General features: G+C 37.7%; 12 protein-coding genes. 6 read left to right on the top strand and 6 right to left on the bottom strand.

The window, feature by feature from the left end; genetic code table 11:
- Position 1: 1 nt before the first annotated feature.
- Positions 2-3,028 (bottom strand): DUF1588 domain-containing protein, encoded by a 3,027-nt coding sequence (locus tag TYM08_RS18310; protein ID WP_422380595.1) that lies wholly within the window; start codon positions 3,026-3,028, stop codon positions 2-4.
- Positions 3,029-3,692: 664 nt separating this feature from the next.
- Between TYM08_RS18310 and TYM08_RS18305 the strand changes: the two genes are divergently transcribed.
- Together TYM08_RS18305 and rep are read left to right on the top strand one after the other, a co-directional pair.
- On the top strand, positions 3,693-4,244 hold the full coding sequence (locus TYM08_RS18305; protein WP_422380594.1) for a rhomboid family intramembrane serine protease: 552 nt from the start codon (positions 3,693-3,695) through the stop codon (positions 4,242-4,244).
- Positions 4,245-4,363: 119 nt separating this feature from the next.
- The gene (gene rep, locus TYM08_RS18300) at positions 4,364-6,391 is read left to right on the top strand and encodes a DNA helicase Rep (RefSeq protein ID WP_422380593.1); all 2,028 of its coding nucleotides are present in this window, start codon (positions 4,364-4,366) and stop codon (positions 6,389-6,391) included.
- 657 nt (positions 6,392-7,048) lie between these two features.
- Here rep and TYM08_RS18295 read toward each other — a convergent pair.
- From TYM08_RS18295 to TYM08_RS18285, 3 genes are all read right to left on the bottom strand, one after another.
- Positions 7,049-7,366, bottom strand: a complete 318-nt coding sequence (locus TYM08_RS18295) for a helix-turn-helix domain-containing protein (RefSeq protein ID WP_422380592.1) — start codon at positions 7,364-7,366, stop codon at positions 7,049-7,051.
- Position 7,367: 1 nt separating this feature from the next.
- On the bottom strand, positions 7,368-7,661 hold the full coding sequence (locus tag TYM08_RS18290; RefSeq protein ID WP_422380591.1) for a transcriptional regulator: 294 nt from the start codon (positions 7,659-7,661) through the stop codon (positions 7,368-7,370).
- A 330-nt stretch (positions 7,662-7,991) separates the two neighbouring features.
- Positions 7,992-8,576 (bottom strand): TetR/AcrR family transcriptional regulator, encoded by a 585-nt coding sequence (locus TYM08_RS18285; RefSeq protein ID WP_422380590.1) that lies wholly within the window; start codon positions 8,574-8,576, stop codon positions 7,992-7,994.
- A 109-nt stretch (positions 8,577-8,685) separates the two neighbouring features.
- Here TYM08_RS18285 and TYM08_RS18280 point away from each other — a divergent pair, with 109 nt between their 5' ends.
- Positions 8,686-9,231, top strand: coding sequence for a peroxiredoxin-like family protein (locus TYM08_RS18280; RefSeq protein WP_422380589.1), 546 nt, complete (start codon positions 8,686-8,688; stop codon positions 9,229-9,231).
- An 83-nt stretch (positions 9,232-9,314) separates the two neighbouring features.
- On the opposite strand, the gene TYM08_RS18275 is transcribed toward TYM08_RS18280, so the two are convergent.
- Positions 9,315-9,737 (bottom strand): hypothetical protein, encoded by a 423-nt coding sequence (locus TYM08_RS18275; RefSeq protein ID WP_422380588.1) that lies wholly within the window; start codon positions 9,735-9,737, stop codon positions 9,315-9,317.
- A 422-nt stretch (positions 9,738-10,159) separates the two neighbouring features.
- Between TYM08_RS18275 and dapB the strand changes: the two genes are divergently transcribed.
- Positions 10,160-10,891 carry a 4-hydroxy-tetrahydrodipicolinate reductase gene (dapB, locus tag TYM08_RS18270; RefSeq protein ID WP_422380587.1) on the top strand — a complete coding sequence of 244 codons (732 nt, stop codon included), beginning with the start codon at positions 10,160-10,162 and terminating at the stop codon, positions 10,889-10,891.
- A gap of 136 nt (positions 10,892-11,027) precedes the next feature.
- Here dapB and TYM08_RS18265 read toward each other — a convergent pair whose 3' ends face one another.
- Complete coding sequence (locus TYM08_RS18265; protein ID WP_422380586.1) at positions 11,028-11,447, bottom strand: hypothetical protein; 420 nt, start codon at positions 11,445-11,447, stop codon at positions 11,028-11,030.
- Positions 11,448-12,173: 726 nt separating this feature from the next.
- Here TYM08_RS18265 and TYM08_RS18260 point away from each other — a divergent pair.
- Together TYM08_RS18260 and TYM08_RS18255 are read left to right on the top strand one after the other, a co-directional pair.
- The gene (locus tag TYM08_RS18260) at positions 12,174-15,239 is read left to right on the top strand and encodes an RICIN domain-containing protein (RefSeq protein ID WP_422380585.1); all 3,066 of its coding nucleotides are present in this window, start codon (positions 12,174-12,176) and stop codon (positions 15,237-15,239) included.
- A gap of 83 nt (positions 15,240-15,322) precedes the next feature.
- Entirely contained in the window at positions 15,323-18,118 is a 2,796-nt protein-coding gene (locus tag TYM08_RS18255) for a GDSL-type esterase/lipase family protein (protein WP_422380584.1), read from the top strand.
- The last annotated feature ends 255 nt before the right edge of the window (positions 18,119-18,373 follow it).

Genomic DNA, 18,373 nt, shown 5'->3' with positions numbered 1-18,373 from the left:
TCTATTCATTCTCAAGTTTACGTTTACTAAAACTTTCTAAGCCGATTAAAGCATTGATTAAATCTACCAAACTTTTATCAGAACCACTTACAACCTGTTGGAATTTTTTCAATTCACAATTTTCATCTTTTAAGTCTTGGCCGATAAAATGTTCCAAAAAGCGTTTACTGACACATTGATTAAACTGCGGTGACTCAATAATTTGTTGGGCATATTGCAAGCTATTGTCATAACGCAATACATGATCTCCCACTGTGTCGAGTACACCACTTGCATCAATCAAAACATTATTTTTTTCAGTTGTGCGATAGCGGCCAATTACGTCAAAATTTTCAAAACCAAAACCCGCAGGATCAATAATTACATGACATCCAACACAGGCTGCTTGTGAGCTGTGAGTGGCTAACAATAACTCACGCTCTGAAGTGTTTTCTTTATCTAAGTCCTCAGCACCTTCAACTGGCATTACGCTAGCAGGTGGCGCTGGTAATGTCTGACAAAGTAATTGTTCTAATGAAAATACGCCGCGTTTTACAATACCCGAACTTGATAAAGTTGAGTGAACCGATAAGAACGCAGGATGATTTAACACACCATTACGCTGATCACTTAAATTAACCTGAGTAAATTCGTTTGTGTTACCGCTTAAGCCAAATAAATAATCGATATTTTGATTAGTAAAAAATTGCTCCCCCGAAAACACATCGGTAAATGACAGGTTGTCGCTAATATTTTGCTGCAACATTTGTTTGGCACTGGCTAATGCGTCACGACGAACTGAATCGTTAAAATTCAATTGTTCTTCTTTTGAGCGAGTCATCACTAAATCAAGTTTTAAATAGTCGCTATACATTTGCAACATTGCTTGTTCAAAATTTTCATCTTGCATTAAGCGGGTTACTTGTTGTTTTAATTGCTCTGCATCCAATGGTGTAGATTGCGCAGCCAATTCAAGTAATGTTTTGTCTGGTGTTGTATTGGTTACTGCAAAGGCAAGTAAGCTAACTAATTCATAATTATTTAAACGATTAACATTATTTGTAGAATCACTCGCACCGAGTTCGTCACGGAAAATAAAGTTTGAACTTAACAATAGCGAATTAAACAGAAATTCAAGTTTAGCTTCTTGATCGGGCAACGATTCCAATACTTCATTTAAACTTAAGTGTTCACTTTCGCTCATTGGACGACGCCAAATCAATAATGAATATTCAGTTTTGATGTCTTCAATGCATTGGGTATCACTACTTAAAGCACAGCTGTTTATGCTTTCGTGATCTTGTAAAACGGTATCGGTAACCGCGCGAGCAAATTCATAAAATTTCTCGAAATTTAAATTATTTACCGCAAGTTTATCTGCTGTGTCATTCATGCCAATTAATTTTGCGCCATCTTCTAAATCGGGGAAAATATCCTGCGAGAAAATATCGCCAAATATAGCAGCAATTGAATTTTGTAATTGCGACTGGCTTAATCGACGTAGTTTAGGTGTTAACAAACCATCTTGTAATTCACAACTTGCTGCATCTGAAAAACTACGCTTGACCACTTTACTGCCGCGAATGATTCCATCACTTTTAGCATGTACGGCAATTGCATCAATGTGAGTATTTAAAGGTAAGTCAACATGGGCAACACCAGCATCACAATTGACAGTGGTTTGTGCCAGGGCTCCACCAATAACCGAATTGGAGTCAGCGCTATATTTTGCAAATACTGAAATATCGGCTGTTAATGATTCTTCGTAATTTGAATTGGCGGCAATATAAATACTTTTTGGTTTAAAATTAAATTCTTTTGGATCAACTAACTGCGGATTTTCACAATTTATACAGGCCCCAATTTTTAAAAGATTATCAGAATATTGAATTCGAACTTTAGCAGGCAGTTCAGATTGCATCGTGACGTCTGTGTTTTCTACTAATAATTGGTAGTTAGTTAATGCACCTTCGCCACTGTCTTCTGCTAAACCATTTTGGCCAGACCAATGTACAAACACTAATTCTCCTGACATATCCTCAGTACTTGAAACCATTAAACCAATTTTTGCAAATTCATGATTCAAATTGGTGACAGAATTTATTTGTAAAGTCACATCAAAAAAGTTGGTATCGATATTTCTTTGAAGGGCATTAAAATTTAAATCGCTTTCCCATAAACCAATTCCTTCACCAGTTATTTTTATCGATTGATCATTATTTATTTGTGCAATCTGTTCAACTTCGACTGATTGCAAACCAGAAGATGTTGAAACCACAGGTAGATAATCGACTAGGATAAAAACTGATTGAGATTTTACATCAAAGATATCGATATCAACTTGATCGTAATCGGCAGAACAAGCTAATTCAAAGTCTAAGCCAAACTCATTAAAGCTGGTTTGTAAAAAACTAACCGATTGATCTGAGTCCGGTAACAGATAATCAATTTCTGTTAAGCCAACAACCCATTGTTGTAATTGTTTATAGTCAAGTTCGCCAAACCCTTCAGTGGCACGATCATTTGGCCACGGCATGGTTGAATTTGCGCCGCCATAGTTTTTAATACGTTGTAAAAATAAAGAGTTCAACGGATCATCAATATTAATTAAAGGCTCGTCACTATCATTTGTATAATTTAACCAATCAGTTTTGGTCAGTAGATCATCCCAAGCAGAGTGAATGCCTAAGTGACAATTTGAACATTGATTTTTTACAATTTCAAAGCCAGTTGCAAAATCCACTTTAAGTGTTTCTGGCTCAATAGTTGTCATTGTTTGGGTGCTTGTTGCAATCTCACTGTTTGTTTGAGTTTCTGACTGAGTTTGAATGTCCGACTGGGTTTGAGTTTCTGACTGAGTTTCAGTTTTTACTTGCGTCTGCGTTTGCGTGGAAGAGTTTGTATTCGCACTGGTATTGGTTTCTATCTGATTAGCTGTGTCGCTTATAGTATTGGTTTGAGCATTATTGTTAGCATCGCTTATGGAGACTTCTTCGACAGAACATGCTGTTAGAAATATAACTGCGTAGATTGTAAAAATACGTTTCATGACACAACCTTAATTTTGAAATACTTAAATATGCAAAAAAGTATACCTAGGATTTGTCTTAATAAATGTACTTAAGTGTAATATTTGAAGTAAAAATCAAATCTTTATCACAAATTTATTAATAAATGTGTTTGAATTGTTGTAAAAACAGCATGAACAACAGCATATTTTCATTGATATAAAGAGGCATTGATATTAAGGAGTATTGGGAGTGGTCAATTGATTATTGAATGCGGAATATTTGATTTTTTCGTGTGTGTCATGAAGGTTATGATGATGGTTGAGATATGGTTGATAGCGGCTTCAACAAACACAGCGATTGTATGTGCCCTGTACACTTTAATCAATCGACGCCAAAACAGGACACTAAAAACCACTATAAAAAAGCACTATAAAAAACCACTATCACTATAACAGGCATCCACTTTATTAAATTGAATTGACAAAATTGTGAGTTGACGATTGTACCAAAACAATCTTTTCTCTTAGAAGGAAGCCTACATCAAAATCATTCAAATGAATTGTCAGTACGGGGTTTTTACTTGTCGTCTTTCTCTTCCTCTTAATAATCTGTACAAATAACTATCCCTGCATTGTCATCACTGTGTTTTACGTTAGAATGTTCATCTTAATCTTTACTCACCACTAACGGATATTATTTAACATGAAAAAACTCATTCCCTACGAATTGATTATTTTACTCGCCATTATTTGGGGTGTATTTGTTTTAGATTTTGTTGTTTTCTTTTTTGATTTTAACTCGCTGGGTATTCGACCAAGGCAGATTTTTGGATTGATAGGTGTCCCGTTATCAGCATTTTTGCACGGTGGTATCATGCATATTGTGTTGAATTCATTTGCGTTAATGATCTGTGGCATGATTTTAAAAATCTCTTATTCCCGTGATCAAATGGTGATGATTATTGTATTGGGCATTTTAATGTCTGGCCTGCTTACTTGGGTTATTAGTTCATCTGGAATTGTCGTGGGCGCCTCTGGTTTGGTGTATTGTTTTATTGGTTTGTTGCTTGCCAATATTTATTTTAACCCAAGCTTATTAAGTTGGACGCAAGCGCTGTTGTGTTTGTTTTTCTATTCAGGTGCGTTGATTGCAATGTTTAGAGTGCAGCATGGTATTTCGTGGGCTGGGCATTTTAGTGGTTTGGTTGCTGGCATTGTACTGTCATTAATGATGAGTAAAAAACGCGTGAAATAAGTGAGCAACAAGCCAGTCTGCTTAGCAGGCTGGCCTATGTATCTGTTTGTAATACTGGTTTAATGTCCAGTCTTTTTAAGTTAAAATCTCCCTCCTTTTAAAATCTTGAGCGTTCCGCTTTGAATCATTTAAACGATCGACAAAAACAAGCCGTATTAACTATCGACTGCCCATTGCTAGTATTGGCGGGCGCGGGGTCTGGCAAGACCAGTGTAATTACGCAAAAAATCGCTTACTTGATCCAAGATTGTGGATTCAAAGCCCGTAATATCGCAGCGCTTACCTTTACCAATAAAGCCGCACGTGAAATGAAAGAGCGAGTGCGTACCATTGTTAAAGGCCGTGCGTCTCACGGTTTGATTGTGTCTACTTTCCATAATTTAGGTTTGAACATCATTCGTAAAGAAGCAAGCTACTTAGGTCTGCGTAGCGGTTTTACGCTGTTTGATCAACAAGATGCCCACAGTTTAATTAAGAACATTGTGCAGGCAGAATTGAATGATCAGGACGAACATATTGATATGTTTCAAAACAAAATATCAGCATGGAAGAATGATTTATGGGAACCTGCCACCGCATTATCAAAAGCGCAAGACGACCTAGAACAAATGGCGGCTTTGGTATTTGATAAATACAACAGCGCACTTAAAGCCTATAACGCTGTGGATTTTGATGATTTGATTCGTTTGCCTGTGCAGTTATTTCACAAGCACGAAGACGTATTAGCCAAATGGCAAAAGAAAATTCGTTACATGTTGGTGGATGAATATCAGGACACCAACATCAGTCAGTATATTTTAGTAAAAATGCTAGTCGGCGCGCGTAATCGCTTTACTGTGGTGGGCGATGACGATCAGTCTATTTATTCGTGGCGTGGTGCGCGTCCTGAAAACCTTGTAAAACTAAAAGAAGATTTCCCAAGCTTGGAAATTATCAAACTAGAGCAAAACTATCGCTCAACGTCGTTGATTCTTAACGCGGCAAACGTGGTGATTGATCATAACCCTCACGTATTTGAAAAGAAATTATGGTCACAACAAGCAGGTGGTGATCGCATTACCATTATGCAATGTAAAAATGATGAAGCCGAAGCCGAATGGGTCGCGTCACAAATTATATTTCAAAAGTTAAATCGTAAATTAAAATTCAGTGACTTTGCGATTTTGTATCGTGGTAATCACCAAGCGCGTGTACTTGAATTTAAATTACAGCATCATCAAATTCCTTATAAACTAAATGGTGGACAATCATTTTTTGGCAAAGCCGAAATTAAAGATGTCATGAGTTATTTGCGTTTAATGATTAACACCGACGACAACTCTGCGTTTTTACGAATTGTGAATACGCCGCGTCGTGAAATTGGCCCTGTGACCATTGAAAAACTCAACCATTTTGCTGAACAAAATCAATTGGGGTTATTTGAGTCTGCACTGCATCCACAAATTACAAGTTACATCACCGGCACAAGTGGCGATCGCATTCATCGCTTTGCTAATTGGGTGGCCAAAACTCAACAAAAATTACACACCATCGATAACCCGATTCAAGCCATTAAAGAAATGCTGGCAGACATTCAATACGAAGTGTATTTACAAGCCGATTCCAACACACCCGAGATGGCACTCAAACGCATGAAAAACGTGTGGATGTTGGTAGACAACATTGATTACATGTTTAAAAAGAATGAAGAGGACGATGGTGAAGACGAACTGACCATTGCCGATGCCATTGGTAAATTAATATTACGTGACATGATGGAGCGCCAAGAAGACGAAGACCAAGAAGATGCCGTGCAATTAATGACATTGCATTCATCAAAAGGGTTGGAGTTTCCGCACGTACACATGATCGGCCTAGAAGAAGAATTACTGCCGCACAGAAACTCCATAGAAAGCGACGACATCGAAGAAGAGCGACGTTTAATGTACGTAGGCATCACTCGAGCTAAAAAAGTATTAACCATTTCTTATGCCGCACAGCGTAAGCAATTTGGTGAGTCCATAGACTGTACGCCAAGTCGTTTTTTAGATGAGTTACCACAAGAAGATATTTCATGGAAAGGGGCGGGACAATCAACAAAAGAAACCACTCAAGAAACAGGTAGTCAGGCGCTAGCAGGATTGCGTGCGTTGTTTGATGACTCTTGATTTTAATTTAAAAGTCCCTTTTTTAAATTAAACGCTTTATGACAATCCTGGCGCAAGGAAACCTTGCTTGGATTGTCAGTCGCATTTCGCACATCCATGTGCTGGTGATTAAGTTTTATTTCTTCATCCATGAAGAAATAAAAAGCTTTGTGATAATCCTGGCAGTTCCTGTGCATCCTGCACCCACTGCATTAGTGCATCCATGCACGTCGCGCAAGGAAACCTTGCTTGGATTATCAGTCGCAGTCGCACATCCATGTGCTGTTTAAGTTTAATTTAATAGTCCCTTTTTAAATTAAACGCTTTATACGCACTCTGGCAGTTCCTGTGCATCCTGCACCCACTGCATTAGTGCATCCATGCATGTCGCGAAAGGAAACCTTGCTTGAATTGTCAGTCGCATTTCGCACATCCATGTGCTGGTGATTAAGTTTTATTTCTTCATCCATGAAGAAATAAAAAGCTTTGTGATAATCCTGGCAGTTCCTGTGCATCCTGCACCCACTGCATTAGTGCATCCATGCACGTCGCGAAAGGAAACCTTTCTTGAGTGAGTAGTCGCAGTCGTACATTCATGTTGAAGGTGTAGGGTTGAGATTTATCTCAAAAAACTAATAACCCAAAGGTGTTTGGGGGTGCAACCCAAGCAGTTCGATACTAAATACGTGGTTCATCCAAATCAGATAATAAATCAGGATGTTTAATAGCCAATTTGCATAAAACTATCGCACTGCCTGATGGTTTGAAGCGACCTTGCTCCCAGTCTCGAATGGTAGCAACAGGCGTTGATATTAAAGTAGCAAATTTAGTCTGTGATAACTTAAGTGCCTGACGAGCTTGTTGCAATAATATTTGCTCAGGGGTCGTTTCGCGGGCGATATTACCTGCTTGCATTTCTTGAAGAGATTCACGCAACCCATCAATGGATTCGCCCGCATCCAATTCAATGGCGTCAGCTATTTTATTTATATTCATCTTATTGCACCTGTTTTATATCGTGTGAACTCATATTTTCAGTTTGGTTTTTCTTGTAGATTGCTAATAAACAAAGAATATCTTCGTTTACATTAAAATAAATCACTCTAACCCCACCACGTTTGCCTTGTTTACCAACGCTCCAACGTATTTTGCGTGCACCATCAGCATTAGGGATCACGTCACCAGCATCGAAATGTTCAGATATATAAGTGATAAATTCAAGTCTTTCTTCTTCAGACCAGATGGCATCAGCTTGTTTTTTAAATGTTTGAGTCTCTTGTACCGTTTTCATTGGAATTTAGTGTAACTGATAAATAGATAATTATACGGGTAGCCCGTATATAATCAAGTTTAGTTTTGTATCTTGTTATAGTGAAATGCTCTCAATTAGAATTGTGTTTAGCCCAAAATAACTTAATCAAGTGGGTGATAATTTGCCTTTATCAACAATTGATTGGACTTCAAAAGTGGATGTCCATTTTGGTTTGTCCATTTTGGTTTGCTTATTATTTTTATTTTTTTCATTCATGAAAAAAATAAACGCTTGGTATAAATCTCGCACAAGGGAACCTTCCTAATCTTTATAGTTGCATACGCACATCCATGTGCTGGTTTTAAGTCATCAATTAGTTGAATCTGATTCAAGACGCCATTGGTTTAATAACAAGCAGACACTTTGATATTCGCTTTGCATCATTTTTGTATCTTGATATAAGCTTATTTTTATCAATCCTGAAATTAATAAACTGAAAAAAACTTCCGATTTCTTTTTGGCATCTTTAATGTGTATTAATTTTAACTGTGCTGTAAAAAAAGCATTGAGTCGGGTTTTAAATTGAGTGAAATCTTCTAAAAATTGTGTGTCATTCTCTAATGTGCCCTTCATGCTATTTAATAAAAAACAACCAAATTTACGATTGTCCTCAATTTTACCTGTTGTGAAATCTTTAAAAAAAAGTTCAATGCAATGTGTGTTATTTAAATTTGAATATTCATTTAAAATCGCCTCGACATAGTCTAAATACTGTTCAACACACAATTGAAAAATGGCTCGCTTGTCACCAAAGCTATGAATTAAGCTGCGACCACTGAGTGCTGTGATACTTTGTAAGTCTCTAAATGAAATCGCATCATAACCTTTTTGCCAGAATAAATTCATGCAAGATATGAGTGCAGCTTGCTTGTTAAAGCTGATTTTTCGGCCCATGAGTTGGTACTCTATTATTCGATTAAAATTAATTTTACAACAACTGTTGTAATAATGGAAATTGTGGATTATATTTATTGAAACAACTGTTTCAATAAAGGTCGAAAATATGTCTGTTAAGTTAAATCAAACAATCGAAAATATTGTATTACCTAATATAGATGGTCAGCAATTTGAGTTGTCATCCTTGAAGGGGAAGCGTGTCATGGTGGCATTTCATCGATTTGCCACCTGTCCATTTTGCAATTTACGCATTCATCAATTGATCAAAAATTATGATCAATTTTCGGATAAGTTTACCATTGTTGCGATATTTGATTCCCCATTAGATCATTTACAAAAACACGCGACAGACCATCATGCGCCCTTTTATATTTTGGCTGATAGTACTAACCAATATTATCAATCGTTTAGTGTCGAGCGTTCGGTGCTTAAGGTGATAAAAGGGTTTTTTAAACACTTTCCATCGTTAATGTATGCGATGTTTATCAAGGGGTATTGGCCATTTCCAATTAAAGGGAATGTTTTTTCGATGCCGATGGAATTGTTAATAAATGAACAAGGTGAGGTGGTTAAAATATTTAAAGGACAGGACGAGGGTGATCATTTACCCATTGATGCGATTAAACGGTTTGCTAATATGGGCGAGCTTTAAATGATTGAGAGTCGGTCAGTGCAATACTGACCGATTGAGAAGTGGTCCTTGTTAACAGATAACAGTTAACAGATAAGTAGGAGTTATTCGGTAGAATTGTTTTTATTGTAATCTTTAAACGAACGTAAAAATAAACCTAAGCCACCCACTGCCAATACCAAAATAGAAATCAACTCAAATGCTGACATCGGTTTAATGCTGAATCGAATTGACATAATCACACCAAAAATCAGTGCAGTGATTGAACCTATGGTTAACAACCAGCCAAAAATATTTCTAGAATTAAAAAATAAAAAACCAACACCAAACATAAACGGAATCATAATGATGCCACCTGTGATACTGAACTGGCTACCAAACATAGAGCTGCCATACAGTCTTGATGTTAAAGCAAAACTTGAAGATACGTTGATGGAATTAAGCAATAAGTAAAACCCACCACACATCATCACAAAGCCAATAAAAAATTGACCAATACCGCCTGAATTACCTCCGGCTCCTTTCATAGTTGTCTCCTGTTTTTAATATTATCTTAATAAATTATGGTTCGAGGTGGGTAATATACAGGACTTATAGATAATCCCAAAACATCAAAGCAACAAAGCCAAGGGATCGATGCTATTTTTTACGATTAAGGTTGTTTTTTAGCCTGGGGTCAGATCCATAAATGGTAATTTGTCAGCAAAACTGCGCAGTAACTTAAAAATGGATCTGACCCCAGGCTAGTTTTTGATGTATGAAATTGATGGGTTGCTATCTGTTATCAAAAAATGGATCTGACCCTAGGTTATTAAAAATGGATCTGACCCTCGGTTATTCTCTTTGATTGATTAAAGTACATTATCTAATTACTCTGAATCCTTGCAATATATTGCTTAATCCGTATATTCGCGATTAATTTTTAGATTACGTTAAATAGGGTGCAAACATGATTACAGTTATCGTTAATGGCGCAAATGGCCGTATGGGTTCACAAGCTTGTGAAGCAATTAAAAATGATCCAGATTTAGAGTTAATTGGACAAATTGATTATCAAGATGATTTACAAAAAACCATCGAAACCTTAAAACCTCAAGTGGTGGTAGATTTAACTATTGCCTCAGCTGGTTTTGCTAATGCGCAAACCATTTTAAATGCAGGTGCACGCCCAGTCATTGGTACGAGCGGTTTTTTACAAGAGCAGGTTGAAAAGCTTCAAGCATTGGCTAAATCAAAATCGTTAGGTGGTTTAATTGCCCCTAACTTTTCTGTTGGTGCGGTATTGATGATGAAATTTGCAGGTGAAGCGGCAAAATATATGCCTGACGTAGAAGTGATCGAAGCCCACAGCCCGCAAAAAGAAGAAAGTCCATCAGGTACAGGATTACGCACGGCTGAAATTATTAATGCGGCCCGCACTCAAGCGCCAACTCCAACAAGTGACAAAGAATTAATTGAAGGCGCGCGTGGTGCTGAATTAGAAGGTGTTAAATTGCATTCTGTTCGTCTGCCAGGTGTGGTTGCTCAGCAAACTGTATTTTTTGGTGGCACAGGCGAGACTTTAAAAATCGAGCATAATTCACAATCTCGTGAGTCGTTTATGCCAGGTATTTGTTTGGCATGTAAAAAAGTCGTTGATCGCAACGAGTTAGCTTATGGTTTAGAGCATTTACTTTTTTAGAAGTAAGTAGTCTTGGAGTGGTTGTTTCTTTTTGATGTGTAAACTTCAATAGTATTTGCGCAGATATTTGTTATAGCAATCTAATTAAAAAAAGGGTGAATCTATGTTCGATTCACCCTTTTTTGTTTTTAAGTATTCACCTTGTTTTTAAGTATTCACTTTGTTTTTGAGCTGGGCCTTTTCGTTTGCCGCTCATATTTGACTGGTTTTTTTCAAGTTGGGCTAATTGTGCATCAGATAAAACGGATTTTATCTGCTTCATTAAAGTTTTGTGTGCTTCAAAGCTTGGACGCTGCTGTGTGGTTTGATCTGGTTGCGATGTTTCTAAAATTTCATTTATTTTTTCAGATTGTGTATCACTTAAGTTAATTTGCTGCAGCATTTGTTGCATGGGGTTTGGATGTTGGTTTCTATAGTTTGCGTTTTGACTGAAAGTTGAATGTTCAATTGATGTGTCATCTGTTGAATGGGTTTGTGCTAGTGCAAAATTGGTGATCGCTATTAAAGTGGCTATTACTGAAATAATGATGGATAGATTGCGAATTGTATTTCTCATAATGTTTCTCTGGGGTTTAAGGTGAATTAAGCCTCTGATTTAGCAAGATTTTTATCTTTCTAAATCAGAGATTCCTTAAATATAAGAAATAACTTTGCATGTAATGTGAACGAAATAAGCATGTATTGTTTTATAAATGATTTTATAGCTAATCAATTAGATTGAATTTTAATCATCCAGTTGCAGTTTATTGCAATTAGATGATGGGTAAGTTTCTGGATTATTTGAAGTTTGCTGCAGCAATGATCAATGCAATTATGGCGATAGCGATGGATAGATTACGAATTTTAATTCTCATGATTTAACTCCTTTAAATATGAATGCATCAGACATGCTGTCATTGTTAATCGGGCATGGAACGCAAGCAATAATAATTTAAAACGACTTTGTGTTAAATAGTTGGGGTGGATTTTATTGTTAATGTATTTTTCCATTGTTTTTTGTAAATTTTGTTAAAAAATGGAGGGCGATTTTCTTATTTACTTTCACAGTGTGTAGTTAAAAATGCACTTAAAATCGCCTAGTTCACAGGTAAATCAAATGAACTTCTCAAAAATAACATAATTGTAGAAAACTCTTTGTTTATTTTGTGGTTTGTATGAATAATGCATTTAATAACATTTTGGTAACAATGTTATCAAAATGAATACATTCAATACAACAAAATATGTTTGCGACAAATATGCAGTTAATTTGCAAAAACGTATCAAACGTTAGGCTTATTTCATGAATATAAAATTATTATTTGCTACTAATGCATTGGTTTTGGGGGTCGCTACGAGCTGTATACAGGCACCCATTGATGAGGCAACTACTCAAGACGGTACGCAAACGCAACCCAACTCTCAAATTACAGACACTCAAATTACAGACACTCAAACTACAGACACTCAAACTACAGACACTCAAAGTCAGACTCAGACTCCATCCGAAACACAAACGATGACAACTGTCGAAGTGACGCAAACACAAACCGAGTCTGAAACAAGCACGCAAACGCAATCCAATACTTCTTCGCAAACCGAAACCGAAACACAAGGCAATACTCAAACTGACCCACAAACTCCAGCTGATAGCTATGCCTATTGTTTGGATGATTTACAAAATAACCAACGTTATCAAATTCAATCTGTGGCCAATGGCTTTGTTTGGGATGTGTTGAGTGTTAGTGAATTAGCAGGAGCAGATATTATTGTTTGGGATAATTTAGATGCGCAAAATCAACAGTTTTTGGCGACGGAAATAAGTGCGGGTTTATGGCAATTTACAGCGGCACATTCTTCGTTGTTATTGGCTGTTGAAGATAATGACACCCAAATTAATGGCGTGCTAGAACAGGCAGATCAAACGTTGGGGTTTTATGTGCAACGAGATAATGCATCTCAACCTTGGCGTGTTGTGCCAGCTCATAGCGGATTAACATTAACGCTTGAAACCAATGAAAAGCTTTCGGCTATTACTCAGCAAAATGAAGCGCAATCAGCCTCTCAGCGCTTTGTTTTTAATCCTGTTAATCAAGCATGTCAAACCGGTGCTAATGAATTTACTGAGCAGCAATTGGTAATTAACTCGCCAGTAGGGAGTTTAGTAGCGGTTCCGCCAGAGCCTGAAGTGACATTGATTATTGAAGAATATGGCGCAGGTTGGTGTGATGTACTAGGCGAAGTACAAAGCAATTGGGAAGGGTTTAACGGCCAGGGTTTCTCAAATACCGTTAATGAAGTGAACTCATATATATCAATGAAAATAGACGTTGCCAAAGATACTACCGCTAATATTGCGATTCGCTACGCAAATAGCAGCACAGACACCCGACCAGGTCAGTTTTATATTAATGGACAAGCTTCCACCCAGGTTGAATTTGCTCAAACAGAAAGCTGGACAGATTGGCAGATTGTGAATGTCTTAGTTCCTTTGTTTGCGGGTGAAAATAACATTCAGCTTAAATCAACAGGTGCTGGCGGATTAGCAAATATTGATAATATGACATTTACAAAGGGTAATTTTGAAACACTTTCTTGTTTGGTTGAAGATGGCGCTAAGCAGTTAGAGTATTTAACTCGTGGTGTGCATGCTCATATCACAAAAGGTGGTGATGTGATGGTGAGCTGGCGCTTATTAGGCACCGAAAGCTTTAATACTGCGTTTAATTTTTACCGTGATGGCACTAAATTAAATAGCACACCCATTACAGAGGGCACAAACTGGATTGATTCAAATGGAACAGTGAATTCAGTATATTCAGTTGCGGTTGTCAGCAATGGCGTTGAAAGTGATCTGCAATATCAAGAAGATTCAGTATGGTCCAATTACTTCAAAGGGATTGATATCAATCAACCCGCACCAGGAGCAGATTTTGAATATGCAGCTAATGATGCGAGCATTGCAGATGTAGATGGTGATGGCGAATATGAAATTATTTTGAAATGGGATCCAACTAACGCGAAAGATAACTCTCAATCAGGGGTGACGGGTCATGTATTTATTGATGCATACGAAATGGATGGCACGCAATTATGGCGCATAGATTTAGGTAAAAATATTCGAGCAGGGGCACATTATACGCAATTTACAGTTTATGATTTTGATGGGGATGGCAAGGCAGAAATGGGGGTGAAAACTGCTGATGGCACCATTGATGGTTTGGGTAATGTGATTGGAGATGCCAATGCAGATTACCGAGAAACCAATGGTTATATTTTATCGGGCCCTGAATTCTATACCATATTTAATGGAGAATCTGGTGCTGCAATGGCAACAGTAGATTTTATTCCACCTCGTGGCACGGTATCTAGTTGGGGTGACAATTACGGTAACCGAGTGGATCGTTTCCTTTCTGGTATGGCGTTTGTAGATGGTGCTCGACCTTCAATCATCGTGGCACGTGGTTATTACACCCGAACAGTGATAACCGCATTTGATTGGAGAAATGGTCAATTAACGGCACGCTGGACTTTTGATACCAACGACACAGGGCTTGATGCTTATCAACATCAGGGCGCACACAGCTTGTCGATTGCTGATGTAGACCAAGATGGAAAAGATGAAATAATTTACGGTGCGATGACTGTGGATGATGACGGTTCACCAATGTATAACACAGACTTAAAGCATGGTGATGCATTGCATGTAAGTGATATTGATCCGGATCGTCCAGGTTTAGAGGTGTTTATGATTCATGAAAATCAAGACATTTATGCGGAATTACATGATGCAAAAACCGGTGAAATTATTTGGAAAATGGAAGAAGCAGGCGCCGATTCAGGTCGTGGTGTGGCAGCAAATATTGATCCTAATTTACCGGGTATGGAAACTTGGAACAGTAAAGGCGGCTTGATGACGTCTAAAGGTGTGGATGCTGGAAATAAACCAAGCTCAACTAACTTCTTAGTATATTGGGATGGTGACTTATTACGTGAGTTATTAGATGGTACTAAATTAGATAAGTGGAACTACAACACTTCAGCTCAAGAGCGTATGTTGACGATTTATCAAGATATCGATATTTCTTCAAATAATGGTTCAAAAAGTACCCCTACATTATTGGCGGATGTTTTTGGAGATTGGCGAGAAGAGATCATTTTACGCGCAGCGGATAATCAAAAGCTTTATATTATGTCCACGGATTATGCTACGGAACATCGTTTATTTACCTTCATGCATGACGCTCAATATCGCAGCGCAATTGCTTGGCAAAATACAGCGTATAACCAACCGCCACACCCAAGTTACTTTATTGATCCTGCAATGGATGAGCCTAAGCAGCCAAGTATTTATGTGGTTCAACCTTAAATAAACCCTCTTAAACATTCCCATATAATTTAAATGTATGTGAATGCTTTTTCACTATTATTTAAAAAATTCGAGACAGTGTTATGAATTTAAAATTACGCTCACGCATTTTAATTAATGCAATGATTTTAATGGGAGTATCAAGCTGTATTGTGTCTAATAATGATGCGGCCACACAAACGTTAACGGATAACAATTTAAACGCTACTTTGACCAATACTCAAACTGAAAGTGTGAATGTCACTGAAACTCAAACGGACGATCAAACCCAGACCCAAACAGCCACACTCACTACTACACAAACTACTACACAAACAGCTACACAAACAATGACAGCTACGTCAACTCAAACTGTCACTCAAACAGAGACAGATACAGAAACACAAAATTCAATGTTTACACCAATCATCACCATAGAAGAAACCGATGGGTTGTGTTTGTTGCAGGGGGTGATTGAAACGCAGCACGCCAATTCTATCGATGGTTATAGCAATAGTGATAATAACGATGGAGCTACGATTTTTTATCAATTTGAAGTCAAGCAAGCAGGAGATCATCAATTGAGCGTGCGTTATGCAAATGGATCAGCGCTTGATCGCCCAATGCAATTGCACATCAAGAATCAATCAACGAATCAATCAACGAATCAATCAGCCAATTTAATTGCGACAGCGAATCCAGGGGTTTGGGATCAATGGTTTGATGTGAGTGCAACTTTATACTTAGATGTGGGTGTCTATGATGTTGAATTAATAGCGCAATCAGAAACAGGCTTGGCAAATATTGATTCATTAACCATCAAAGGGATTGATTTGGGGGTGAATGATTGTACTGTTGAATTATCAATGTGTGATTACACTTCAAACAACCAAACTTATTGCGAATATGGAAACCAGACAGACATAAACGGTGACGGATTTGGTATAGAAAATGGACAGCAATGTGTGGTTGCCAATTCTGCTCAAGATCCTGATCCTTACAGCTGTAGTGTTAATCAAAATACAATCCCCGGACCAAAGATACATATTATTGGGGATTCGACAGTTACCAATTATTCTGGATCGTATTTTCCGCAAACAGGTTGGGGTCAAGTGCTACCTTACTTCTTTGATCAGCAATCTGGGTTAAGTGTTACCAATAAAGCCATTGGCGGAAGAAGTTCTCGCAGTTTTTATCAAGAAGGCAGATGGCAAACTGCATTAGCGGATATGCAAGCGGGAGATTATTTATTTATTCAGTTTGGACATAACGATCGAGACTTCACCAAAGAAGAACGCTTTACACCAGTAGATGATTTTGTGGATTATCTTGAAATTTACATCAATGAATCTCGTGCAGTTGGGGTGACGCCAATTTTAGTGACACCGATGATTGTGCATGCTTATCGAAATGGCGCGCTGCGCAATGTGTTTACTGAAGATGGAAATCATTACGCGACAGCCATGAAAGATTTGGGTGTTGCTATGGATGTCCCGGTTGTGGATTTAAATCAAAAATCTTGGGATTTAGTTTCACAAGTAGGGGAGCGTTATGCCAATGAATTTTTGTTTTTACAATTACCTGGTGGGCGATACGATCGTTTTGAAGATGGTGTGAATGATTACACGCATTTTCAACAGCACGGCGCATTAGAAATGGCGCGATTAATTGTTGAAGGTTTAAATGAAATTTCCTCAAATGAATCCATTGCTTGGTTAACGTCATTATTAAAACCTACTTATAATCTAACAATTAATACCGTTGGAGATCGTGATAATTGGGTGACCAAATCTAATGCGTATCCTGCAAATGCACCAATTACATTACAAGCAATTACCGATAATAATAGTGGTTTTCTAAATTGGAATATTGATGACAGCCAAACTCAAACGGATATGCCGTATCAATGGGTGATGCCAGAAAAAGATGTCAGTGTGACAGCAAACTTTACACAATCCTTTGCAAATTATCCTCATCAACAATTAATTATTATTGGTGACTCTACCGTAGCTACTTGGTCCGATGTGTTTTATCCACAACGTGGTTGGGGGCAAATGATTCAGCCGTTTTTTGATGCCAATAAAATCACAGTTGAAAACAGAGCGCGTTCAGGTCGAAGCTCAAAAAGTTACTACAACGAAGCGGAATATTGGCCAATTGTAAAAGAGCTGATTAATCCGGGAGATTTTGTATTAATTCAATTTGGAATTAACGATCGTAATTCATCTGATCCACTGCGTTATGCGCCAACCGGTGGCGAGTTTGAAGATTATTTAACGCGTTATGTGAATGAAACAAAAGCAAAAGGCGGACACCCAATTTTGGTTTCGACCATTCCACGTAATGGTTATAATGCCGACGGTACCGTTTATGATTCTTATCACGAACATCCTGTGGTGACTCGTGAATTAGCTGCTCAACTTAATGTGCCTCTAGTGGATTTAGATGGCAGAGGCATTGAATTGTTAGAATCTAAAGGTCAAGACTATTCTGGGTTTATGTATTATATGAATGTTGATGCTGGTCGTTTTCCTGATTCTTATTATAAAGATGGACGCGCGGATAATGTGCACTTACAAGTGGCTGGTGCCATTGAGTTTGCAAGATTGGTTTCTGATGAAATTAAAATGAGTCCGTTTTCTGAGTTATTGCCAATACAAGCGGCGTTAAAACCTTTGGTGAGTTTGCAAGTGGGTTCAACTTCTCAAAATGCGATGGTTACCCAAGGGTTTTCTTATCCTGAAGGGATGCAATATCCAATTAGTTTTCGCGAAAATGGCAGTGGTGATTCGTTCTTAAATTGGATCAACCTTTCAAGTTCCAACTCTGTTATTTCAACCAGTGATTATTATTTATGGACGATGGGTTCACAAAATAGCTTGCAAGCTAACACGCAATAACCCAATTCAACAAAATCCTAACAAATCATGACAGAGCTGAGTTTTCAGCTCTGTTTAAATAACAACCCCTCTAATTTCATGGTGTTGAGCCATGAATGTGATTTGTATTTGTGTAACAAATGTCGAAAACTGTGCTGAAGTCAGCATTTATCATGATACATGCCCCTTAAAAAATACCTTTATCTGCCTTGATGCCCTGTAAAGTTTTGATTTTCATGTAATATGAAACCATCTATTTTATTTCTGGTGATGGTT

Source organism: Marinicellulosiphila megalodicopiae (assembly GCF_045862395.1).
Classification (GTDB): domain Bacteria; phylum Pseudomonadota; class Gammaproteobacteria; order Pseudomonadales; family Natronospirillaceae; genus Marinicellulosiphila; species Marinicellulosiphila megalodicopiae.
Note: the sequence above shows the minus strand (reverse complement) of the source record. Positions and strands in the feature narration are given on the sequence as shown.